Origin of the sequence: Pseudomonas sp. NBRC 100443, from assembly GCF_030268185.1 — a bacterium.
Classification (GTDB): domain Bacteria; phylum Pseudomonadota; class Gammaproteobacteria; order Pseudomonadales; family Pseudomonadaceae; genus Pseudomonas; species Pseudomonas citronellolis.
This window is the reverse complement of sequence record NZ_BSQE01000005.1, coordinates 222,548-244,161: the sequence shown is the minus strand read 5'-3', so window position 1 is coordinate 244,161 and position 21,614 is coordinate 222,548. Positions and strand designations below refer to the sequence as shown.

The window sequence follows — 21,614 nt, the reverse complement described above, 5'->3', positions numbered from 1 at the left end:
GGTGGAGGACTGGAGAGCGCCCTCTCCCTAACCCTCTCCCTGAAGGGAGAGGGGACCGTTGGGCAGGGTTGGATGTCGTGGCGTTAGCCGGCAACGCCGGAGGTTTCCGGCTGAAACCATTCCTTCTCTCGGCACGGACTAGCCCCCTCTCCCTTCAGGGAGAGGGCTGGGGAGAGGGAGCGGAGTTGATCCCAGGCTCCAAAGCAGCAGGGATACTCCAAGCTCCCCTCAACGCCCCGGATAATCCGCCAACACCACCGCCTTCCCATCCTTGCCCAACCCCAGCACCTGGTAGGCATCGTAACGCCCACCCATCTCCATCCCCGGCGAGCCCATGGGCATCCCCGGCACCGCCGCGCCCACCAGGTCGGCGCGCTCGCGCAGCTTGAGCACTTCGCTGGCTGGCACGTGGCCTTCGACGAACTTGCCGTCGATCACCCCGGTGTGGCACGAGCCCATGGTGTAGGGCACGCCCAGGCGCGTCTTCACCGCGCTCATGTCCGCCTCGACGTGGTCGTTGACCGTGAAGCCGTTGGCCTGCAGGTGCTTGATCCAGTCCTTGCAGCAGCCGCAGTTGACGTCGCGGTGCACGTCGATGGTCAGCGGCTCGGCGGCCTGGGCGGTGCCGGCGAGGAGGGCGGCGAGAAGGAGGATGCGGCGCATGGGAAGCTCCTGTCAGAACGAAATCCGTGGAGCATACTCTCAGGGACGGCGGTGCCCGTCCCTGCTCTGTATCAGCTTATGACGCCGCCGGCGAACTCGGCGTGCCGAGCAAGGTCTGTGTCCTTTATCCATCTTCATTTTGCCGAGGGCTGACGGGCCCCAGGAGGAACAGGATGCTCTTCGCCCGCTTCGTCTTGCTGCTACAGGCCTTGGTGTGGGCCGGCCTGGGCCTGCTGTACTGGGTGCGCCCCTACGAGATGGCCAACCTCAGCGGCATGCTGCTGATGGAACCGGAATCGGTCAGCGACGCCCAGGTGTTCTACGGCGGCCACCAGTTCGCCCTGGCGCTGTTCCTGCTGTTCGCCCTGCGCCGCCGCGAGCTGCTGCGCGCCGGGCTGATCCTGGTGGTGCTGGTGCAGCTCACCCTGACCCTGTCGCGGCTGCTCATCGCCTGGTCCTCGGGCCTGGGCATCGACACCGACGCCACCCTCTACGGCCTGGTCTACCGCGGCAGCGTGTCGCTGCTGGCGATCTTCGCCCTGTACTGGCTGGAGCGCGGCCGGCGCGAGCCGGAGCCGGCCGAACCGCTGCCGGAGGCGCCGGTGGAGAAGGTGCGCGACGCCGACTTCGAAGGGCTCTGAAACAAGGTCCGAATGACTCTGCGGCGAGTCAGGATGACTCCGCCGGATGATGTCATTTAGACTCTGTTATCGCGCCAGCCCTTGATTCATGGGCCCTCGGGAGCTGGCACGCTTGCTGTAATGGCTTGGCTACCTTCAAACGCCAATGGAGCGATCATGAAAGTAGCGAGCCTGTGTGCAATGGGTGTGGTGCTGTTGTCCTGCGCGGTGGCGCAGGCGGACCAGGTGGTGGCTGAACGGCCGGACAACACGGTCGGCGGCGGTTTCGGCGCGGGCAGCGGGGTGCTGATCGGCGGCGCCCTGGGCGGGCCCTTCGGCGCGCTGGCGGGGGCCGGCATCGGCTGGTTGGCCGGCAGCAGCGTGCAGCAGGCCAGCGGCGCCAGCCAGAAGGCCTACGTGGTACAGGCGGAGGACGGCGGCCAGCGCACCGTGCGTTCGCCCAACGCCGAGTTCCAGGTGGGCCAGCGCGTGGAGGCCGACGGTATCCGCCTGCGCGCCGCGAACTGACGCGCATCCGCACGGCGCCGCTGGGGCGGCGCCGGCTTCCGTGCTATCGTTGCGCCCCGTTCGACCGTCACCCGCAGGCCCCGCAACATGAAATTCATCCACAAGCGCGAACACCTCAACGAGGGCGACCTCGTGGTCATCGAATGCTCGCGCACCTGCAACATCCGCCTGATGACCGACGCCAACTTCCGCAGCTTCAAGAACGGCGCGCGCCACGCCTACCACGGCGGTGCCTTCGAGCGCTTCCCGGCGCGCATCCGCGTGCCCAGCACCGGGTTCTGGAACGTCACCCTGGACACCGTCACCCGCCGCGCCATCAGCGTCACTCGCAAGCCGGACTTCAGCTACACCATCAAGTTCGTGCGCAAGACTCCCTCCAGCTACAGCTGAGCCGCCTCAGGGGCGGTGCGCCGGGAAATCCTCCAGCAGCTTCGCCAATGCCTTGTCGAAAGCCTCCTGGCTCAGGTTCGGGTCCTGTAGCTGGCTGCTCAGCTGCGCTTCGTAGAGCACTTCGCGGCTGCGTTCGTCGACGATGCGCATGACCAGCCGCGCCAAGTCGGAATCGGCGAACTGCGTCTGGTTCACCACGCCTTCCTGGGTCGCCACCGGGCGCTGGATCACCCCGGTCTGGCGCTCCAGGCCCAATGCATAGAGCACCCGCAATTCGCCATTCTGCGCCTGGAAGCGGTAGCCCTTGGCTTCCAGGGCGCGGCGCAGGGCGGCGTCGAAGCGCTCCTCCAGGTCCAGGCGATGGCCGGGGGCGCGTACCGCCTGGATGGAGAAGCTGCCCTGGTGGCCATCGGCGGCCGGGGAGACCGTGACTTTGGCCGGGTCGCTGCCGGCGCAGGCGGCCAGCAACAGGGCGAGCAGGGGAAGCAGGAAGCGGTGCATGGCGAGGCTCTCTTGTGGTTATCCACAGCAGCCTAGCCGGCGGCGCGGTGCGCGCCGCCCAACCCAGGTTGGGTTAGCCGCGGCGTTCCAGTAGCACGCCCGCTTCCATGTGGTGGGTGTAGGGGAACTGGTCGAACAGCGCGCAGCGCGTCACCTGGTGGGTGTCGTGCAGCTGGGCGATGTTCTGCGCCAGCGTCTCCGGGTTGCAGGAGATATAGAGGATGCGCTCGAAGCGGCGGGTCAGCTCGCAGGTGTCCGGGTCCATGCCGGCGCGCGGCGGGTCGACGAACACGCTGCCGAAGTCGTAGCCCTTCAGGTCGACGTCGGCCAGGCGGCGGAAGGGGCGCACCTCGTTCAGCGCCTGGGTCAGCTCCTCGGCGGACAGGCGCACCAGGGTGACGTTATCCACAGTGTTGTCGGCCAGGTTGGCCAGGGCGGCGTTCACCGAAGTCTTGCTGATCTCGGTGGCCAGCACCTTGCGCACCCGGGTGGCCAGCGGCAGGGTGAAGTTGCCGTTGCCGCAGTACAGCTCCAGCAGGTCGTCGTCGCGCTGGCCGAGGGCCTCGTAGGCCCAGTTCAGCATCTTCTGGCAGACCGCGCCGTTGGGCTGGGTGAAGGCGCCCTCCGGCTGGCGGTAGTGGAAGGTCCGCCCGGCCACCTGCAGTTCCTCTTCGACATAGTCGCGGCCGACCACCAGGCGCTTGCCGCGCGAGCGCCCGACGATGCTCACGCCCAGTTCGGCGGCCAGCTTCTGCGCGGCGGCCTGCCAGGCATCGTCGATGGGGCGGTGGTAGCAGAGGGTGATGAGCGCGTCGCCCGCCAGGGTGGTGAGGAATTCCACCTGGAACAGCTTGTGGCCCAGGGCGCGCTCGGCCCAGGCGGCCTTCAGGCGCGGCATCAGCGCGTTGATGCGCTGGCTGGCGATGGGGAACTGCTCGATGTAGATGGGCGTGTGTTTGTCGCCCTGCTCGAACATCGCGTAGTGCCGGCTTTCGGTCCCGGCGTCGCGCCACAGGCGGAACTCGGCGCGCAGGCGGTAGTACTCGCGGGGCGAGTCGAACACCTGCGGCTCGGGCGCGGCGAAGGGCGCCAGCAGCTCGCGCAGGCGCGCGGCCTTGTCGGCCAGTTGGGTGTCGTAGGTGGCGGGGTCGAAACGGGGACTGCTCATGGGGAACTCTTGCTGCGCGCGGTGGCGGGCGATGGATTTCGTTGCGCCCGACCCATCCTGCAGGTGATTCGCGGGATGGGTGGAGCGAAGCGATACCCATGCTGCACGGGTATCGCTATCGGTCAGGCGTTGTACCAGCCCAGCTTGATGACGAACAGCACCGAGAGGATCACCAGCGCCCAGTTCAGTTCGCGGAAGCGGCCGGACAGCAGCTTGCAGGCGGTCCAGGTGATGAAGCCGAAGGCGATGCCGTTGGCGATGGAGAAGGTCAGCGGCATGGCCAGGGCGGTGACCACCACCGGCGCGGCCACGGTCAGGTCGTCCCAGTCGATCTCGGCCAGGCCCGAGGCCATCAGCACGGCGACGAAGAACAGCGCCGGCGCGGTGGCGAAGGCCGGGACGTTGCCCGCCAGCGGGGCGAAGAACAGCGCCAGGAGGAACAGGACGGCGACCACGATGGCGGTCAGTCCGGTGCGCCCGCCGGCGGAAACGCCCGCGGCCGACTCGATGTAGCTGGTGGTGGTGGAGGTGCCCAGCAGCGAGCCGAACATGGCCGCGGTGCTGTCGGCGATCAGCGCGCGGCCCATCTTCGGCATGTGCCCGTCCTTGCCCATCAGCCCGGCGCGCTTGGCCACGCCGATCAGGGTGCCGGAGTTGTCGAACAGGTCGACGAAGAGGAAGGCGAAGATCACGCTGGTCAGGCCGATGTCCAGGGCGCCCTTGATGTCCAGCTGGAGGAAGGTCGGCGCCAGCGACGGCGGCATCGACACCACGCCGCCGAACTGGGTAACGCCCAGGGCGATGGCGACGAAGGTCACCACCAGGATGCCGATCATCACAGCGCCGGTCACACGGCGCGCTTCCAGGGCGACGATGAGGATGAAGCCGAGGATGGCCAGCAGCGGCTCGGGCCTGGCCAGGTCGCCCATGCCCACCAGGGTGGCCTGGTTGGCGACGACGATACCCGATTCCTTGAGCGCGATCAGCGCCAGGAACAGGCCGATGCCGGCGGCGATGGCCGAGCGCAGGGCCAGCGGGATGCTGTTGATGATCCATTCGCGGATGCGGAAGATCGAAATGATGAAGAACATGCACGCCGAGAGGAACACCGCGCCGAGCGCCACCTGCCAGGTGTGGCCCATGTGCAGCACCACGGTGTAGGTGAAGAAGGCGTTCAGGCCCATGCCCGGGGCGAGGGCGATGGGGTAGTTGGCGATCAGGCCCATGATCGACGAGCCGATGGCCGCGGCCAGGCAGGTGGCGACGAACACCGCGCCCTTGTCCATGCCGGTTTCGCCGAGGATGCTCGGGTTGACGAAGAGGATGTAGGCCATGGTCAGGAAGGTGGTGATCCCCGCCAGGATCTCGGTGCGTACGTTGGTATTGTGCGCCTTGAGTTGGAACAGCTTTTCCAGCATGTCGTGCTCCCGTGTTTGGGCGTCTTGTCGGCTCGACCGGTCGGTCAGGATTGGCCGTCTTGCGCGGCCTGGGCAAAAAAGGCGGGCATGATAGCAGCTCGCCGGAAACGCGGGTATCGAGCCCGTCGACCGGCCCCACGACGAGCCTAGTTGGCTGGGGCCGTCACTGCCAGCGCAGGGCCCGCGCCAGCCCCTTCGTTGACTTCGGCCACGCCTGCCGGGCCGCCATCGGCGTTATCATGCGCCGGCCGGTACGCAATGACCGGCGCGTGTCGTTGTCCAACCGGCATTCGGCCCGATTCCATTGTTGCCTGACCCCATCGTCGACCCATGAAACGCCTGATCCCGCTCTGCCTCCTCGCCCTGCTGGGCGCCTGCGCCGGCGCGCCGCCAGTCCTGCCGCAGCACAGCTTCGACATCCACGCCACCGCCGACAAGCCCACCGCCAGCACGCGCACCCTGGCCGACCCGCAGGGCCAGGCGGTGCTGGTCGTGGCCCGCGCCGAACTCACCCAACGCGACGTGCAGCGCGCCGAGGTGGTGCTGGGCAACGGCGGCCGCCCCGGCGTGCTGGTGACCTTCGCCCCCGACGCCAGCAAGCGCCTGGCCCGGCTGACCGAAAAGCAGCAGGGCAAGGCCCTGGCGGTGGTCATCGACGGCCGCCTGCGCATGCTGCCGCAGGTATCCGAGCCGGTGCGCGACGGCCGGGTGATGCTGGAGGGCTTCGACAGCCAGGCCGAGGCGGAGGTGCTGGCGCGGCAGCTCAATGGGCTGCGGGATGTGCCGGTGCAGCCCTGATCCGTCGCTTCCAACGACGGATAATTGCGGACGGAGTCCGCTCCTACGGGGGCGCCTGACAATCGTAGGATGGGTTGAGCGAAGCGATACCCATCGCCATGGCCGCATGGGTTTCGCAAGCTCAACCCATCCTACGAAGAGCGCCTTGGTGCGGCCCGCAAGACAGTTGCTCCTACGATCGTGCTTCCCCGGAGGCGTAGGAGCGGACTCCGTCCGCGATTGGGCTCGCAGGCTGCGCGGGGCTATCCGAAGGTGAAACGAAAAAGCCCGGCAAATGCCGGGCTTTTCGTCGTTCTCGGCTAAGGCTTACTTGCCATACACCGGGAACTTGCCGCACAGGGCCTTGACCTGCTCGCGCACGCGGCCTTCCACGGCCTCGTCGCCCAGGTTGGCGAGGATCTCGCAGATCCAGCCGGCCAGTTGGCGGCACTCGCCTTCCTTGAAGCCGCGGGTGGTCACGGCCGGGGTGCCGATGCGCAGGCCCGAGGTGACGAAGGGCGAGCGCGGGTCGTTCGGCACGCTGTTCTTGTTCACGGTGATGAAGGCGCGGCCCAGGGCGGCGTCGGCGTCCTTGCCGGTGATGTCCTGCTTGATCAGGCTGAGCAGGAACAGGTGGTTCTGGGTGCCGCCGGAAACCACGTCGTAGCCGTTCTCGATGAACACCTGGGCCATGGTCTGGGCGTTCTTCACCACTTGTTCCTGGTAGGCCTTGAACTCGGGCTGCAGGGCTTCCTTGAAGCACACGGCCTTGGCGGCGATGACGTGCTCCAGCGGGCCGCCCTGGCCGCCCGGGAAGACCGCGGAGTTCAGCTTCTTCTCCAGCTCTTCGTTCTTGCGCGCCAGGATCAGGCCGCCGCGCGGGCCGCGCAGGGTCTTGTGGGTGGTGGTGGTGACGACGTCGGCGAAGGGCACCGGGTTCGGGTAGATGCCGGCGGCGACCAGGCCGGCCACGTGGGCCATGTCGACGAACAGGTAGGCGCCTACCTTGTCGGCGATGGCGCGGAAGCGCGGGAAGTCGAGGATCTGCGAGTAGGCGGAGAAGCCGGCGATGATCATCTTCGGCTTGTGCTCCACGGCCAGGCGCTCGACCTCGTCGTAGTCGATCAGGCCGTTGCCGTCGATGCCGTATTGCACGGCGTTGTAGATCTTGCCGGAGAAGCTGACGCTGGCGCCGTGGGTCAGGTGGCCGCCGTGGGCCAGGCTCATGCCCAGCACGGTGTCGCCGGCATTCAGCAGGGCCATGTAGACCGCGGCGTTGGCCTGGGAGCCGGAGTGCGGCTGGACGTTGGCGTAGTCGGCGCCGAACAGTTGCTTGGCACGGTCGATGGCCAACTGCTCGACCACGTCGACGTACTCGCAACCGCCGTAGTAGCGCTTGCCCGGGTAGCCTTCGGCGTATTTGTTGGTCAGCACGCTACCCTGGGCTTCCATCACCGCCGGGCTGGTGTAGTTCTCGGAGGCGATGAGCTCGATGTGCTCTTCCTGGCGCTGGGCTTCCTGCTCCATCGCGGCGAAGAGTTCGGCATCGTAGCGGGCGAGGGTCAAATCACGGCTGAACATGGCGGTCCTCATAAGGATCGGTGCTGGGAAAGGGGCGCATTCTAACCCAGGGCGCGTGCGCTGGCATATGAAAGGCGGTCATGTGGCGGATAAGCGGGGTTCACGCGGGGGGAGCGCTGTAGGAGCGGGCCCTGCCCGCGATTCGCGCGCAGGGCGCGCTCCTACAGGTGGCGCCGGGGGCATGGCGTAGGAGCAACTGTCTTGCCGACTACGCCGAAGTGCTCTTCGTAGGAGCGAGCTTGCTCGCGAATGAGCCCCGCTGCGGAATCTGTTCGCGAGCAAGCTCGCTCCTACGAGAAGCCGTGCCTGCCCGTACAGGGGAATCCTGGCGCTAGCCGAGCAGGAACAGCGCATTGCTGGAGAACAGCGCGGCGAACTGCTCGGCGGTCATCGGCCGGCCGAACAGGAAGCCCTGCACCTCGTCGCAGCCGTGCTCGCGCAGGAAGTCCAGCTGCGCCTGGCTCTCCACGCCCTCGGCGATCACCATCAGGTTCAGGCTGTGGGCCATGGCGATGATGGCGCGGGCGATCTGCGCGTCCTGCTCGCCGTGGGGCAGGCCGTCGACGAAGCTGCGGTCGATCTTCAGCACGTCGATGGGGAACTGCTTGAGGTAGTTCAGCGACGAGTAGCCGGTGCCGAAGTCGTCCACCGCGATGGCCAGGCCCAGGCGCTTGAGGCCGGAGAGGATGTGCATGGCCTCGGACACGTCGCTCATCAGGATGCTTTCGGTCAGCTCCAGCTCCAGGCAGGCCGGCGGGATGCCGGTTTCCATGAGGATGCCGGCGATGCGCGTGCCCAGTTGGCCATCGGCGAACTGCCGCGCCGAGAGGTTCACCGAGACCTTGGGCACCCGCACCTTGTCGCGGTGCCAGATGCGGATCTGCCGGCAGGCCTCGGCCAGCAGCCAGTCGCCGACCTGGGCGATCAGCCCCAGTTCCTCCAGCACCGGGATGAACTCGGCCGGCGCGATCAGCCCGCGCGTGGGGTGCTGCCAGCGCAGCAGGGCCTCGGCGCCGGTGAGGCGGCGGCCGTCGCCGGTGAACTGCGGCTGGTAGTGCAGGATGAATTCGTCCTGCTCGATGGCGCGGCGCAGGTCGCTTTCCAGCTCCAGGCGCTCCAGGGCGCGGGCGTTCATCTCGGCCTGGTAGAACTGGAAGTTGTTCTTGCCCACTTCCTTGGCGTGGTACATGGCGGTGTCGGCGTTCTTCATCAACTGGCTCAGCTCGGCGCCGTCCTGTGGCGACAGGGCCACGCCGATGCTGGCGGTGACGAAGAACTCGCGGCCTTCCAGGGTGAAGGGCCGGGCGAGGCTGGCGAGGATGCGCTCGGCCACCTGGATGGCGCGCTTGAGCGCCTTGTCGCGGTCCTCCAGGCCCGGCAGCAGCAGGGTGAACTCGTCGCCGCCCATGCGCGCCACGGTGTCGTTGTCGCTGACGCACTGGTTCAGGCGCTCGGCCACTTCCTTGAGCATGCGGTCGCCCGCGGCGTGGCCCAGGGAGTCGTTGATCGGCTTGAAGCGGTCGAGGTCGAGGAACATCAGCACCACCCACTGGCGGTGCCGCTCGGCCTGCATCAGCGCGGTGTGCAGGCGGTCCTGGAACAGCGTGCGGTTGGGCAGGTGGGTGAGGGCGTCGTAGTAGGCCAGGCGGTGGATGCGCCGCTCGCTGGCCTTGCGCTCGCTGATGTCGCTGAAGAAGCAGACGAAGCTGACCAGGTCGCCTTCCTCGTCTTGCACCGCGGTGATGCCCACCCAGGACGGGTACAGCTCGCCGCTCTTGCGTTTCTGCAGGATCTCGCCCTCCCAGCTGCCGCTGCGCTGCAGGCTGTCGAGCACGTGCTTGAGCTGGTTGGCTTCCTGCTGGTCGGCGGTGAGCAGGCGGGGCTGCTGGTCGAGCACCTCGGCGGCGCTGTAGCCGGTCAGGCGCGAGAAGGAGTCGTTGACCTGGACGATGTAGCCGGCCGGGTCGGTGACCATGATGGCCGCGGTGGAATGCTCGAACACGGTGGCGGCCATGCGCATCTCGCGCTCGGCGCGGCGCTGCTGGCTGATGTCGCGGGCCACGCCGAGCAGGCCGACGAAGCGCCCGTTGTCGTCCCACATCAGGGCGATGCGCAGCTCCACCGGGACCTTGCGGCCGTCGGCGCGCAGGCAGTCGAAGGTGAACAGGTGCACCGCGCTGGATTCGCGCAGGGCGGCCAGCCGGCGCGGCGCGCCTATGGCGTCGCGCACGCGCTCCAGCAGGTCGTGCAGGCGCCCCAGCTGCGCCGGGTTGGCGGCGATCTGCTGCAGGTCGTTGTGCAGCAGCCAGGCCGGGCTGTAGCCGAAGGTCTGCTCGATCGACGGGCTGATGTAGTCGATGTTCAGTTGGGCGTCGGTGGTGAGGATCACGTCGCTGATGCTTTCCGCCAGCATCTGGTAGCGGCGGCTGCTCTCGCGCAGCGAGTTGTTCGCCTCCACCGTGTCGGTGATGTCCTTGGCCACGCCGATCAGGCGCGCCACGCGGCCGTCGGCGTCGCGGCTGAAGGCCTGCTCGCGGATGTCGAACCAGTGCCAGCTGCCGTCGCGGTGGCGCCAGCGCAGCAGGCTGTCGAGCAGCAGGTTGTCGCCGATCACCTGTTGCAGGTTGCGCACGCGCCAGTAGTACTCGACGTCGTCCGGGTGCAGCAGGCATTCCCAGAAGCGCTCGCCCATCTGCTCCAGCTCGTCCTTGCCGTAGCCCAACTGGCTGCCCAGGTGGTGGTTGCTGAAGATCACCCGGCGCGCGGTGATGTCGTGGATGTAGAGGGTGTCGGGCACCGCGCGCACGGCGTCGGACCAGAACTTCTCGCGCTCGATCAGCGACAGCTCGACCTGCTTGCGGCTGCTGATGTCGGACAGGCTCAGGGTGACCGCGCGGTAGTCCGGCAGGTGCTCGGGGATGCGAAGCTGCAGCCAGAAGTGGCGCAGCTCGCCCTGGCCGGTGCGGATGGCGACTTCCTGCTCGATGGGGCCGGTGCCGCAGAGGATCGCCTCGATGATGCGCGCGCGCGCGCTGCCGGGGCGCCGCGGGCTGTCGCTGATCAGGCGCCGCCAGGCCTGCTCGCCGCTCTCCACGCCGAACAGCCGGCGCGCCACCTCGTTGACCTCGCTGATGCGGATCAGCCGCAGCAGCTGCGGCCAGTGTTCCTCGCGACGATCCAGCCAGGCCTCCAGGCGGCCCGGCTCGCGCAGGCCGTTGTCGGTGAAGAAGCGCTGCAGGTCTGAGAGGTCGAGCACGCAGAGCGCCACGCCGACGCCGTCGAAGATGTCCTGGTAGCGCCGCCGCGTTTCTTCCAGCACCTGCAGCGAGCGCTGTTCCTCGGTGACGTCGCGCAGCACCCAGACGTGCCCGCCCGGCGCCTGCTGGCCGCGCAGCACCCAGCCGGGCGCCTCGCCCGGCGGGGATTCTTCCAGCGGATGGCGGCTGACGGCATAGCGCCGGCGGCGGCCGTTGCGTTCCAGGGTGACGTGCTGGGTGCCCGATGGCTGGCCTTCGCCGCTCTGCCGTTCCAGTTCCGGCAGCAGGCGGGCGAGATGGTGCTGCGGGGCGTCTTCGGCGCTCACGCCCAGCAGCCGCTCCGCCGGCGGGTTGAGATAGACCAGGCGGCCGTCGGCGCTGGTCACCAGCACCCGCTCGTCCACCGCCGCCAGGGCCTGGGCGGCCTGGCGCAGGCGCGACTGCGAATCGGCGGTCTGCGCGCGCAGGCTCTGTTGTTCGCGTTGCAGGCGCAGCAGGGCGGCGCAGCTGATGCCGGCCAGCAACAGCAGCAGGCCCAGCTCGCCGAGCAGGCGCGGCGGCAGCCTGGGCTGCAGGACGGGCGCATCGACCAGCGGGCGGACCTGCCAGTCGCTGTTGGCGACCTTCAGCGCCGGCGCTTCGACGCTTTCCGGCGCGGCGTCGGTCGGCTCGTCGGGCGCGGCCAGGATCGGGTGGCCGACCTCATCTTCCAGCACCCAGGCGTGGCCGCCGTCCAGGATGCGTCCGGTCCATTGCCGGCGCGCCTCGGCGGCGTCCAGGCGGAGCACGGCGAAGGGGCCGCCGGCGTCCTGGAGGCGCAGCAGCAGGTAGAAGTGACCGCCATCGGCGTCGCTGTAGGCGTAGTGGAAGGGGCTGGCGCCGGCGCGTTGGCGCAGGCCGGCGATGAAGGCGTCGTCGCCGCTGTCCGGCGCGGTGTCCAGTTGCTTGGCGCCGCTGGCCGCGTACCAGGCCAGGCTGCGCAGGGCGGGGTAGACCTGGCGCAGGTCGTCGAGCAGCAGCGCCGGCTCCTCGCCGCGGCCCAGGCGTTGCAGCGCCAGGCTGCGCGCGGCCAGGGCCTTGAGTTCCAGGGCCAGGGACAGCTGGTGCGCCAGTTCCTGGCTCTGGTGCACCACGCGCTCGCGCTCCAGCCGCGCCTGGCCGAAGTATTCCTGGCCCAGCTGCCAGAGCAGCAGGCCGAGCATCAGCGGCACCAGCAGCAGGGCGCTCCTGATGGCCAGCCGTTCAGGCCGGGCCAGGCTGGCCGGAGGGCGGGGAGGTCTGGACAAGGAGCGGCTACCTGGAACGGGGCGACGGGGTTCGGCGCGCAGTAGCATGCCCGGAAGCAGGGCCAAGTGCCAGTATCGCCGACGAGCGTCGTTTGCCCTTCACGGTCCATTCCGGTAGCTTTGCCGCACGCGCGCGTTGAACGCTGCGCCCTGTTTCCGCGAGTCCGGCCCTGCCGTCGCCGTTCTCGCCGGTCGCCCGCGGCCAATGGTCGCGCCCGGAGCCCCGGGCAACACCGGCCCGCAGGCCGCGACAGCCATAACGGCCATTCACTCTTTCATCCCAGAAGCTAGGTATCCATGGCTCAATACGTCTACACCATGCACCGGGTCGGCAAGGTCGTGCCGCCCAAGCGTGAAATCCTCAAGGACATCTCCCTGTCGTTCTTCCCCGGCGCCAAGATCGGCGTGCTGGGCCTGAACGGCGCGGGTAAATCCACCCTGCTGCGCATCATGGCCGGCGTCGACACCGAGATCGAGGGCGAAGCCCGCCCGATGCCGGGCATCAAGGTCGGCTACCTGCCGCAGGAGCCGCAGCTCGACCCGCAGAAGACCGTGCGCGACGTGGTCGAGGAAGCGGTGGACGAGGTCAAGCAGGCCCAGGCCCGCCTGGACGAGGTCTACGCCGCCTACGCCGAGCCGGACGCCGACTTCGACGCCCTGGCCGCCGAGCAGGCCAAGCTGGAAGCCATCATCCATTCCTCCGACGGCCACAACCTGGAGCGCCAGCTGGAAGTCGCCGCCGACGCCCTGCGCCTGCCGCCGTGGGACGCCAGGATCGAACACCTCTCCGGTGGCGAGAAGCGCCGCGTGGCGCTGTGCCGCCTGCTGCTGTCGGCCCCCGACATGCTGCTGCTGGACGAACCGACCAACCACCTGGACGCTGACTCCGTCGCCTGGCTGGAACACTTCCTCCACGACTTCCCCGGCACCGTGGTGGCGATCACCCACGACCGCTACTTCCTCGACAACGTCGCCGGCTGGATCCTCGAACTGGACCGCGGCCACGGCATCCCCTTCGAAGGCAACTACTCCGGCTGGCTGGAATCCAAGGCCAGCCGCCTGGCCCAGGAAGCCAAGCAGGAAGCCTCCCACGCCAAGGCCATGAAGGCCGAACTGGAGTGGGTGCGCCAGGGCGCCAAGGGCCGCCAGGCCAAGTCCAAGGCCCGTCTGCAGCGCTTCGAGGAAATGCAGTCGCAGGAGTTCCAGAAGCGCAGCGAGACCAACGAAATCTACATCCCGGCCGGCCCGCGCCTGGGCGACAAGGTCATCGAGTTGCACAACGTGTGCAAGGGCTACGGCGACCGCGTGCTGATCGACGACCTGTCGCTGAGCATTCCCAAGGGCGCCATCGTCGGCGTGATCGGCGGCAACGGCGCGGGCAAGTCCACCCTGTTCCGCATGCTGACCGGCAAGGAGCAGCCGGACTCGGGCACCATCGATATCGGCGATACCGTGCAGATCGCCAGCGTCGACCAGAGCCGCGACAGCCTGGAAGGCACCAAGACCGTGTGGGAGCAGGTTTCCGACGGCTTCGAGCAGATCAGGATCGGCAACTACGAAGTCCCCTCGCGCAGCTACGTCGGCCGCTTCAACTTCAAGGGCGCCGACCAGCAGAAGTTCGTCAAGGACCTCTCCGGTGGTGAGCGTGGCCGCCTGCACCTGGCCCTGACCCTGAAGCAGGGCGGCAACGTGCTGCTGCTCGACGAACCGTCCAACGACCTCGACGTGGAAACCCTGCGCGCCCTTGAAGAGGCGCTGCTGGACTTCCCCGGCGCCGCCATCGTGATTTCCCACGATCGCTGGTTCCTGGACCGTATCGCCACCCACATCCTGTCCTACGAGGACGATGGCAAGGTGACCTTCTTCGAAGGCAACTACACCGAGTTCGAAGCCGACCGCAAGAAGCGCCTGGGCGAGGCTGCCGCGCAGCCGCACCGCGTGCGCTACAAGAAGCTGGCGTAAGCCGCTTCTCACGACAGACGGGGCCTTCGGGCCCCGTTTTCGTAGGTGTACGAAGCTGTTTGAAATGTTTTGAAATACTTGCTGCAGCCCAGTAGCTGAAAGGGCTTTCTTACAGATTTGCACCAAAAAGATTCATAAAGGCGTCATGTCGCACTGTCTCGGTGCGATATCGGTTGTTAGAGTCTCGCCGCAAAAGGGCCCCGCCCATAATCAGAAAGACCGGTGTAGACATGACGCAATCCGTTGACTCGTTCCTCGAGCGCCTCAAGCGGCGCGACCCCGATCAGCCCGAATTCCACCAGGCGGTGGAAGAGGTGCTGCGTTCCCTCTGGCCATTCCTCGAAGCCAACCCGCGCTACCAGCAGGCCGGCATCCTCGAGCGCATCGTCGAGCCCGAACGCGCCATCCTGTTCCGCGTGCCCTGGGTCGACGACCAGGGCCGGGTGCGGGTCAACCGCGGCTTCCGCGTACAGATGAGCAGCGCCATCGGTCCGTACAAGGGCGGCCTGCGCTTCCACCCCTCGGTGAACCTGGGCGTGCTCAAGTTCCTGGCCTTCGAGCAGGTGTTCAAGAACTCCCTGACCTCGCTGCCCATGGGCGGCGGCAAGGGCGGCTCGGACTTCGACCCCAAGGGCAAGAGCGACGCCGAGGTGATGCGCTTCTGCCAGTCGTTCATGAGCGAGCTGTACCGCCACGTCGGCGCCGACCTGGACGTGCCGGCCGGTGACATCGGCGTGGGCGCCCGCGAGATCGGCTACCTGTTCGGCCAGTACAAGCGCCTGGCCAACGAGTTCAGCTCGGTGCTCACCGGCAAGGGCCTGGCCTACGGCGGCAGCCTGATCCGCCCGGAAGCCACCGGCTACGGCTGCGTGTACTTCGCCCAGGAGATGCTCAAGGCCCGCGAAAGCGGTTTCGACGGCCAGCGCGTGGCCATCTCCGGCTCCGGCAACGTGGCCCAGTACGCGGCGCAGAAGGTGATGGAACTGGGCGGCAAGGTGATCTCGCTGTCCGACTCCGAAGGCACCCTGTTCGCCGAAGGCGGCCTGAGCCTGGAACAGTGGGAAGAGGTGATGGAGCTGAAGAACGTCCGCCGCGGCCGTCTCAGCGAAATGGCCGGCCCCGGCCTGCGCTTCCTCGCCGGCCAGCGCCCCTGGTCGCTGCCCTGCGACATCGCGCTGCCTTGCGCGACGCAGAACGAACTGGACGCCGAGGACGCCCGCACCCTGCTGGCCAACGGCTGCATCTGCGTGGCCGAAGGCGCCAACATGCCGTCGACCCTGGAGGCTGTGGATATCTTCCTCGAAGCCGGCATCCTCTACGCGCCGGGCAAGGCCTCCAACGCCGGCGGCGTCGCCACCAGCGGCCTGGAGATGAGCCAGAACGCCATGCGCCTGCACTGGAGCGCCGGCGAGGTGGACCAGCGCCTGCACGGCATCATGCAGAACATCCACCACGCCTGCGTCGCCCACGGCGAGGAGAATGGCCGGATCAACTACGTGAAGGGCGCCAACATCGCCGGCTTCGTCAAGGTCGCCGACGCCATGCTGGCGCAAGGGGTGGTCTGACCTGCTGGTGCGTAGGGCGTATAACGCTCCGCGTTATACGCCGCCTGGCCTTGGTCCCAGGCGCGCTCGGATTTGGTTTCGGAGCACCTGTTCCCGGGGCTTCGGTCCCGACCAATAAGCCGGGCATGAGATAGGTGTAGCGGCGGATAACCGCGAACGGTTATTCGCCCTACGTACCGGTCAGCCATGGCGATGGGTATCGCTTCGCTCCACCCATCCTACGCGAGCGCACCGAAGTGCTTTTCGTAGGAGCGAGCTTGCTCGCGAACGAATTCCGCTGCGGGGCATCAGGTTCGCGAGCAAGCTCGCTCCTACAGTTCCCGGGAGGCACGGTATTCCACCCGAGCGGACCTTGTCCGCGATAGCCGAAGGTTCCGGCGCGATTCGTGGATGAGATCCGCTCCTACACTGCGCCACCTACGCCTTTCCCCTGTAGGAGCGCGCCCTGCGCGCGAATCGCAGGCAGGGCCTGCTCCTACAGGGGGAGGCCCCTGGTCAATCCACCGGCCGCGGCGTGCTGGCGGTGCTTGGCGGCAGCAGCGGGTATTCCACCTGCGGCTGCTTGCCGGTGACGGTCTTGAGGAAGGCGACTATGTCGCTCACCTCGCCGGCATCCAGTTGCTTGCCCAGTTGCGCGGTGCCCATGATCGTCACCGCTTCCTCCAGGTCCCACACCTGCCCGCTGTGGAAGTAGGGCGCGGTGAGGGCCACGTTGCGCAGCGGCGCGGCGCGGAACACGTATTCGTCGTTCTGCGTCTTGGTCACCGCGAAGCGGCCCTTGTCGCCGCTGGGCAGGATGCTGGCGTCGGGTTTCTTCACCAGGCCGAACGGGAAGTAGGCCTGGCCGCCGAGGTTCACGCCGTTGTGGCAGCTGATGCAGCCGGCGCTCATGAAGGCCTGCAGCCCTTTCTTCTCCTTGGCGTCCAGGGCCTTGTCGTCGCCCTTGAGGTACTGGTCGAAGCGCGAGTCGGGGGTGATCAGCGTCGATTCGAAGGCCTGCAGCGCGCGGGCCATGTTGTCGAAGCTCGTCGCCTGCTTGTCGCCGGGGAAGGCCTTTTCGAAGGCCGCCACGTACTCGGGCATGCTCCTGAGGGTGGTTTCGACGTTCTTCGGCGTGTTGTGCATCTCCACCGGGTTCTGCACCGGGCCCTTGGCCTGTTCCTCCAGGTCCTTGGCGCGGCCGTCCCAGAACTGCGCCACGTTGAACACCGCGTTGAACACCGTCGGCGAGTTGCGCGCGCCTTTCTGCCAGGCATGGCCGCTGGAGGCCGGCACGTTGTCGACACCGCCGGTGCCGATGTTGTGGCAGGTGTTGCAACTGATCACGTGGCTGGCCGACAGGCGTGGCTCGAAGAACAACTGGCGACCCAGCTCCACCTGGGCCGCGTCCAGCCCGGTGGTCTGCTCGGGGATGGGCTTGAAGATGGCGTTGGCCTGCTCGCGCAAGGCGTCGGCGTGGGCGGCGGTACTGCTGGCGGCCAACAATAAACCGCCCAGGGCCAGTTTCAGGGGCTGCATGGAGTGTTCTCCTCGTTATCAGGCTATTGGTCTTTTCTGATTCAAGGAGAGGCCAGCCGGCGAAGCGGCGACTTGACCGGGATCAAGCCCGTGGCATGCGGTGGGGTGCGGGGCTTTGCCGCAGGCGTTCAGCCCTTCACGCAGACCACCTGGCGCAGGGTGTGCACCACTTCCACCAGGTCGCGCTGGGCGGCCATCACTGCGTCTATGTCCTTGTAGGCCATGGGGATCTCGTCGATCACGTCCTTGTCCTTGCGGCATTCGACGTGGGCGGTGGTGCGCACCTGGTCCTCGACGCTGAAGCGCTTCTTCGCCTGGGTGCGGCTCATGCTGCGCCCGGCGCCGTGGCTGCAGGAGCAGAACGCTTCTTCGTTGCCCAGGCCGCGGACGATGAAGCTCTTCGCCCCCATGGAGCCGGGAATGATGCCCAGCTGGCCCTTCTGCGCCGAGACCGCGCCCTTGCGCGTGACCAGCACCTCGCGGCCGAAATGCTGCTCGCGCTGCACGTAGTTGTGGTGGCAGTTCACCGCTTCCAGGCTGGCCTCGAAGGGTTTGCGGATCACCTTGCGCGCCGCGGCGATCACCGCCTGCATCATCAGCTCGCGGTTCTGCCGGGCGAAGTCCTGGGCCCAGCCCACCGCTTCGACGTAGTCGTCGAAGTGCCGGCTGCCTTCCTCGAAGTAGGCCAGGTCCTTGTCCGGCAGATTGGCCAGGTGCTGGCGCATGTCGGCCTGGGCCAGTTCGATGAACAGGCAGCCGATGGCGTTGCCCACCCCGCGCGAGCCGCTGTGCAGCATGAACCAGACGCGCCCGGCCTCGTCCAGGCAGACCTCGATGAAGTGGTTGCCGGTGCCCAGGGTGCCCAGGTGGTTGCGGTTGTTGGTCTTCTCCAGGCGCGGGTACTTGTCGGTGATGGCGCGGAAGCGCCGGGCCAGGCCCTTCCAGGCCTGGTCGGCGTGGGCCGGCACCTCGTTCCAGGCGCCCTGGTCGTGGCGGCCGAAGGTCTTGCCGTGGGGCACCGCCTTTTCGATGGCGCTGCGCAGGCCGTGCAGGTTGTCCGGCAGGTCGGCGGCGAGCAGCGAGGTGCGCGCGGCGATCATGCCGCAGCCGATGTCCACGCCGACCGCGGCCGGGATGATGGCGCCGACGGTGGGGATCACGCTGCCGATGGTCGAGCCCTTGCCCAGGTGCACGTCGGGCATCACTGCCAGGTGCCTGAAGATGAACGGCAGGCGCGCGGTGTTCATCAACTGCTGGCGCGCCTCGTCTTCCACGGGCACGCCCTGGGTCCAGAGCTTGATCGGCTTGCCGCCGGCGACTTCGAGCAGGGTGGGGGCTGGGGTTTTCATGGCGCGCTACCCGCCCGCCATCGCGGCGGGCGCTGAATCCGGTGATTCAGTAATGGTACCAGCGCAGCTCCAGCATGACCTCGCTGACCGGCCCGGCCTGGTGGCTGAACTGGCGTTCGGCGGACAGCCGCAGGCCCAGGTTGCGGCCCAGTTCCACCTGCTGGCCGAGGCTCAGGCTGCGGCGCACCTCGCCGTTGTGGAAGTAGTCGCCCTTGCCCTCCAGGGCCAGGTTGCCCAGCGGGTTGCGCCAGAGCACGCCGGTGTCGAAGCCCACTGCCGGCGCTATGGTCGCGGCGAAGTCGGGGTTGTTCTCGATGCGCGCGGTGCCCAGGGCGTAGGCCTGCAGGTCGTCGGCGAGCTTCCAGCTGCCGCCGGCGCCGCCGTTGACGTGGCCGGCCAGGGGGTCGTGGTCGTCGTCGCTGTGCTTGCCCGGCACCCGCTCCCAGCCGCCGGTGACCTGCCAGGACAGCGGCTGCAGCAGGGCGTTGCGCGGCGTCATGGAGCGGATGCTGACCACGTCGAAGCGCTGCAGCTGCCAGCGGTTGCCCTCGTACTGGCGCAGGCGCAGGTCGCCCAGTTCCAGCTGCGCGCCCTGGGGGAAGCCGTAGCTGTTGTCCAGCAGGTCGTGGTAGGCCATGCGCAGGCCGTAGTCGGCGAAGGCCTGGCCGTCGCGGCTGCCGGCGCCCAGCTGCCAGGTCAGTGACTGGTGGCCTTGCTCCGGTTGCCCGGGGCGTTCCACCCGGGCTGGCGGCGGCGGGTTCTGGTTGATCGCGCGCAGCAACTGGTAGCTGCGCGCGGCGTCGGCCTCGTCGCGCTCCTTGCCGGTGGCGCGGTAGCGCAGCAGGCGGAAGGCGGTGTCCTGCACCAGCGCTTGGCGCGGTGCGGGCAGGGCCTTGAACTCGGGGCTGTCGAGCAGCCGGTCGTCGTCGGCCAGGCGCCGGGCCAGCTGCTTCTCGCCGGCGTCCAGCGGCTCGGCGCGGGCCAGCAGTTCCTTCTCCCGCGAGGGGCGGTAGTCGACCTTGTCGATCATCCCGGCCTGCTTCACCGCGCGCACCGTGTCGGTGGGGATGGCGTAGAGCGGGAATTCGTCGGTCAGCTTCACCCCGGGGCGGGCGATCTCCAGCAGTTCGAGCAGGCGGAAGGAGCAGTTCTCGTCGAAGAAGAAGTACTTGAAGCGGACCTGCTTGAGCTCCCAGACGTGCTCGACCATGCGCCCGGTCTCCTCGGGCGTGAGGTTCAGGCGGTACTCCCAGAGGTCGCGGTTCTCCAGGCGGCTGTATTCGGAGAGCTTCTCGCGGTAGGGCACCAGGGCGAACAGGCCGGGGTAGCCGCCCATCAGGCCCTTCCAGGCGTAGAGGATGCTGTTGTCCATGCCCTCGATGTAGGCGCCGAAGTTCAGCGCGTAGCTGAGCAGGGCGGTGTTGTTGCTGTCGACGTCGGCCTGGTCGATGCGCAGCAGGGTGTGGCCGAACATCGACGAGGGGCTGTTCAGGTAGGCGGCGGGGAACACCAGCACGGCGCTGTGCGGGTTGATGTCGCCGTACCAGGTGTCGTACTCCTTGCACGCCGGCCGCGGCAGGTCGGTCAGCTGCAATTGCTGCTTCAGCCAGCGGGTGCGCGCCGGGTAGACGCACTGGGCATGCTTGTCGCCGAGGCCGGGGGAGGCGTAGAGGGCGTCGACGGTGGCCTTGAGCTCATGCTCCGGCGAGCGGTCGCCGTCCTCGGCGAGGAAGAACCTGTCGTCGTCGACGAAGCTGCGCCAGCCGCCCAACTTGCTCGGCGTATAGTGCCCCAGGGCCAGCCAGTAGGGCTGCGCGGCCAGGGCCTGGAGGCGGGATTCGGGAAACTGGGGGCTCGCGTGCAGGGATGCGCAGGCGCACAGCGCCAGCCATGGCAACAGGCGTTTGGGCATGGGGACCTTAGCGGGTCGGGGTAGGGGAGCCCGCCCCGGTGGGGCGGGCCATCAGGCTCAGGCCTGTTCGGCGTACTTGGCCAGGCGGGTGTCCTGTTTCAGCACGGCCTGGGTGTTGGCGTAGACGTCCTCGGCGGTGACGTCGGACTTGTTGAAGATCTGCGCGAAGTGCTCGTGGGTCACTTCGGCGAAGTGCGCGCGGTCTTCGGGTTTCACGCCCAGGACCACGGCGTAGGTGGTCAGCGCTTCGCCGTCACCCTTGGCCATGTCTTCGGACAGCTCGTCCATCATGCTGCTGAGCACGATCATCGGCTTGCCGCCGTAGGTCAGCGCACCATTGGTGTGGCAACCGTTGGTGCCGGTGGTCATGCCGAAGGTGTTGTTACCCGAGGAGCCGTTGGTGGTGGCCGCCAGCACGTGGGTGGCGGTGCCGCGCTGGCCCTTGAAGAGCATCTGGCCCCAGCCGCAGCCGTCGCTGCCGGGGGCGTCGGCGAAGGCGCCGATGGAAACGGTGGCGAGGAGGGTACCGAGTAGAATCCTTTTCATCTGCGTATCTCTCTTTGTTCGAATGCATGGCTGTACGTAGCCGCTGACAGCAAACAGCGCCAGGCAGAGCTTTGTAGGAATATCCTGAGGGTGTCAAGGCGCGATGTCCCCCAACCCTCGACGGGGCGAACTGCGTCATGCTCCTTGCAACAGGCTATTGATCGGTATCAGCGGCGATTCCCTTGGAACCGGCCACACTTGAAACAGTTCCTTGTCCGTCGGAGAGGCGTCATGGCCGTAGATGATTTCGACCCCCGTTCTGCCCTGGATACGCTGGCCAGCGAATATTCCCAGCGTGCCGCCGCGATCCGCAGCGACCTGGCGCGGACCCACTCGCCGGACTTCGCCGAACAGGCCCAGCAGCGGGAGAACGACGATGTGCTGCGGGCCCTGCTGGCCGAGGCCGAGGCGGGCATGCGTCTGGTGGGCCTGGCCCGCCTGCGCCTGGCAGACGGAACCTACGGACAGTGCGTACGCTGCGGCGAAGCCATCGAGCCCCGCCGCCTGCGCGCCCTGCCGGCCACGGAATACTGCCTGCGCTGCGCCGATCTGCAGCACTGATCGGCCAGGGCT

At 67.8% G+C, this 21,614-nt stretch carries 17 protein-coding genes; 7 read left to right on the top strand and 10 right to left on the bottom strand.

Going from position 1 to position 21,614, the window contains the following annotated elements; all coding sequences use genetic code 11:
- Positions 1-228 precede the first annotated feature (228 nt).
- Positions 229-663, bottom strand: coding sequence for a DUF411 domain-containing protein (locus QSJ95_RS08905; protein WP_058071514.1), 435 nt, complete (start codon positions 661-663; stop codon positions 229-231).
- 173 nt (positions 664-836) lie between these two features.
- Between QSJ95_RS08905 and QSJ95_RS08900 the strand changes: the two genes are divergently transcribed.
- The 3 genes from QSJ95_RS08900 (at position 837) to QSJ95_RS08890 (ending at position 2,201) form a co-directional block, all read left to right on the top strand.
- Positions 837-1,304 (top strand): DUF4345 family protein, encoded by a 468-nt coding sequence (locus QSJ95_RS08900; RefSeq protein WP_009617493.1) that lies wholly within the window; start codon positions 837-839, stop codon positions 1,302-1,304.
- Between the two features lie 156 nt (positions 1,305-1,460).
- Positions 1,461-1,811, top strand: coding sequence for a hypothetical protein (locus QSJ95_RS08895; protein ID WP_069862010.1), 351 nt, complete (start codon positions 1,461-1,463; stop codon positions 1,809-1,811).
- Between the two features lie 87 nt (positions 1,812-1,898).
- Entirely contained in the window at positions 1,899-2,201 is a 303-nt protein-coding gene (locus QSJ95_RS08890; RefSeq protein ID WP_256514259.1) for a DUF1883 domain-containing protein, read from the top strand.
- A 6-nt stretch (positions 2,202-2,207) separates the two neighbouring features.
- Here QSJ95_RS08890 and QSJ95_RS08885 read toward each other — a convergent pair whose 3' ends face one another.
- The 3 genes from QSJ95_RS08885 to QSJ95_RS08875 all read right to left on the bottom strand — a co-directional run bounded on the left by QSJ95_RS08885 (position 2,208) and on the right by QSJ95_RS08875 (position 5,288).
- Positions 2,208-2,702 (bottom strand): DUF4136 domain-containing protein, encoded by a 495-nt coding sequence (locus QSJ95_RS08885; protein ID WP_069862008.1) that lies wholly within the window; start codon positions 2,700-2,702, stop codon positions 2,208-2,210.
- Positions 2,703-2,775: 73 nt separating this feature from the next.
- The gene (trmA, locus tag QSJ95_RS08880; RefSeq protein WP_285641732.1) at positions 2,776-3,870 is read right to left on the bottom strand and encodes a tRNA (uridine(54)-C5)-methyltransferase TrmA; all 1,095 of its coding nucleotides are present in this window, start codon (positions 3,868-3,870) and stop codon (positions 2,776-2,778) included.
- A gap of 122 nt (positions 3,871-3,992) precedes the next feature.
- A complete protein-coding gene (locus QSJ95_RS08875; RefSeq protein WP_074977418.1) occupies positions 3,993-5,288 on the bottom strand; it encodes an NCS2 family permease in 1,296 nt (431 codons plus the stop codon).
- Positions 5,289-5,618: 330 nt separating this feature from the next.
- On the opposite strand from QSJ95_RS08875, the gene QSJ95_RS08870 reads away from it, so the two are divergent.
- Positions 5,619-6,086, top strand: coding sequence for a SecDF P1 head subdomain-containing protein (locus QSJ95_RS08870; protein WP_249917834.1), 468 nt, complete (start codon positions 5,619-5,621; stop codon positions 6,084-6,086).
- A 306-nt stretch (positions 6,087-6,392) separates the two neighbouring features.
- On the opposite strand, the gene glyA is transcribed toward QSJ95_RS08870, so the two are convergent.
- Both glyA and QSJ95_RS08860 read right to left on the bottom strand, forming a co-directional pair.
- Positions 6,393-7,646 carry a serine hydroxymethyltransferase gene (gene glyA, locus QSJ95_RS08865; protein ID WP_074977422.1) on the bottom strand — a complete coding sequence of 418 codons (1,254 nt, stop codon included), beginning with the start codon at positions 7,644-7,646 and terminating at the stop codon, positions 6,393-6,395.
- Positions 7,647-7,977: 331 nt separating this feature from the next.
- Complete coding sequence (locus QSJ95_RS08860; RefSeq protein ID WP_502945268.1) at positions 7,978-12,237, bottom strand: sensor domain-containing protein; 4,260 nt, start codon at positions 12,235-12,237, stop codon at positions 7,978-7,980.
- Positions 12,238-12,486: 249 nt separating this feature from the next.
- Between QSJ95_RS08860 and ettA the strand changes: the two genes are divergently transcribed.
- Together ettA and gdhA are read left to right on the top strand one after the other, a co-directional pair.
- Positions 12,487-14,151 (top strand): energy-dependent translational throttle protein EttA, encoded by a 1,665-nt coding sequence (ettA, locus tag QSJ95_RS08855; RefSeq protein WP_253390049.1) that lies wholly within the window; start codon positions 12,487-12,489, stop codon positions 14,149-14,151.
- 230 nt (positions 14,152-14,381) lie between these two features.
- The gene (gdhA, locus tag QSJ95_RS08850; protein ID WP_074977429.1) at positions 14,382-15,716 is read left to right on the top strand and encodes an NADP-specific glutamate dehydrogenase; all 1,335 of its coding nucleotides are present in this window, start codon (positions 14,382-14,384) and stop codon (positions 15,714-15,716) included.
- 495 nt (positions 15,717-16,211) lie between these two features.
- Here the strand turns inward: gdhA and QSJ95_RS08845 are convergent, their stop codons facing one another.
- The 4 genes from QSJ95_RS08845 to QSJ95_RS08830 all read right to left on the bottom strand — a co-directional run bounded on the left by QSJ95_RS08845 (position 16,212) and on the right by QSJ95_RS08830 (position 21,041).
- Positions 16,212-17,234 (bottom strand): cytochrome-c peroxidase, encoded by a 1,023-nt coding sequence (locus tag QSJ95_RS08845; RefSeq protein WP_285641727.1) that lies wholly within the window; start codon positions 17,232-17,234, stop codon positions 16,212-16,214.
- Between the two features lie 128 nt (positions 17,235-17,362).
- Entirely contained in the window at positions 17,363-18,583 is a 1,221-nt protein-coding gene (locus QSJ95_RS08840; RefSeq protein ID WP_285641725.1) for an RtcB family protein, read from the bottom strand.
- A gap of 46 nt (positions 18,584-18,629) precedes the next feature.
- Positions 18,630-20,495: an Lnb N-terminal periplasmic domain-containing protein gene (locus QSJ95_RS08835; protein WP_285641724.1), complete on the bottom strand. Its 1,866-nt coding sequence runs from the start codon at positions 20,493-20,495 to the stop codon at positions 18,630-18,632.
- Positions 20,496-20,552: 57 nt separating this feature from the next.
- Positions 20,553-21,041, bottom strand: coding sequence for a DUF3015 domain-containing protein (locus tag QSJ95_RS08830; RefSeq protein ID WP_009617533.1), 489 nt, complete (start codon positions 21,039-21,041; stop codon positions 20,553-20,555).
- Between the two features lie 231 nt (positions 21,042-21,272).
- Between QSJ95_RS08830 and QSJ95_RS08825 the strand changes: the two genes are divergently transcribed.
- Positions 21,273-21,602, top strand: a complete 330-nt coding sequence (locus tag QSJ95_RS08825) for a TraR/DksA family transcriptional regulator (RefSeq protein WP_043273629.1) — start codon at positions 21,273-21,275, stop codon at positions 21,600-21,602.
- Positions 21,603-21,614 lie beyond the last annotated feature (12 nt).

Bases quoted from the DNA above. Each gene is read 5' to 3' on its own strand.
- QSJ95_RS08905 (WP_058071514.1), bottom strand. From the start codon at position 663: ATGCGCCGCATCCTCCTTCTCGCCGCCCTCCTCGCCGGCACCGCCCAG.
- QSJ95_RS08900 (WP_009617493.1), top strand. From the start codon at position 837: ATGCTCTTCGCCCGCTTCGTCTTGCTGCTACAGGCCTTGGTGTGGGCC.
- QSJ95_RS08895 (WP_069862010.1), top strand. From the start codon at position 1,461: ATGAAAGTAGCGAGCCTGTGTGCAATGGGTGTGGTGCTGTTGTCCTGC.
- QSJ95_RS08890 (WP_256514259.1), top strand. From the start codon at position 1,899: ATGAAATTCATCCACAAGCGCGAACACCTCAACGAGGGCGACCTCGTG.
- QSJ95_RS08885 (WP_069862008.1), bottom strand. From the start codon at position 2,702: ATGCACCGCTTCCTGCTTCCCCTGCTCGCCCTGTTGCTGGCCGCCTGC.
- trmA (WP_285641732.1), bottom strand. From the start codon at position 3,870: ATGAGCAGTCCCCGTTTCGACCCCGCCACCTACGACACCCAACTGGCC.
- QSJ95_RS08875 (WP_074977418.1), bottom strand. From the start codon at position 5,288: ATGCTGGAAAAGCTGTTCCAACTCAAGGCGCACAATACCAACGTACGC.
- QSJ95_RS08870 (WP_249917834.1), top strand. From the start codon at position 5,619: ATGAAACGCCTGATCCCGCTCTGCCTCCTCGCCCTGCTGGGCGCCTGC.
- glyA (WP_074977422.1), bottom strand. From the start codon at position 7,646: ATGTTCAGCCGTGATTTGACCCTCGCCCGCTACGATGCCGAACTCTTC.
- QSJ95_RS08860 (WP_502945268.1), bottom strand. From the start codon at position 12,237: ATGCTACTGCGCGCCGAACCCCGTCGCCCCGTTCCAGGTAGCCGCTCC.
- ettA (WP_253390049.1), top strand. From the start codon at position 12,487: ATGGCTCAATACGTCTACACCATGCACCGGGTCGGCAAGGTCGTGCCG.
- gdhA (WP_074977429.1), top strand. From the start codon at position 14,382: ATGACGCAATCCGTTGACTCGTTCCTCGAGCGCCTCAAGCGGCGCGAC.
- QSJ95_RS08845 (WP_285641727.1), bottom strand. From the start codon at position 17,234: ATGCAGCCCCTGAAACTGGCCCTGGGCGGTTTATTGTTGGCCGCCAGC.
- QSJ95_RS08840 (WP_285641725.1), bottom strand. From the start codon at position 18,583: ATGAAAACCCCAGCCCCCACCCTGCTCGAAGTCGCCGGCGGCAAGCCG.
- QSJ95_RS08835 (WP_285641724.1), bottom strand. From the start codon at position 20,495: ATGCCCAAACGCCTGTTGCCATGGCTGGCGCTGTGCGCCTGCGCATCC.
- QSJ95_RS08830 (WP_009617533.1), bottom strand. From the start codon at position 21,041: ATGAAAAGGATTCTACTCGGTACCCTCCTCGCCACCGTTTCCATCGGC.
- QSJ95_RS08825 (WP_043273629.1), top strand. From the start codon at position 21,273: ATGGCCGTAGATGATTTCGACCCCCGTTCTGCCCTGGATACGCTGGCC.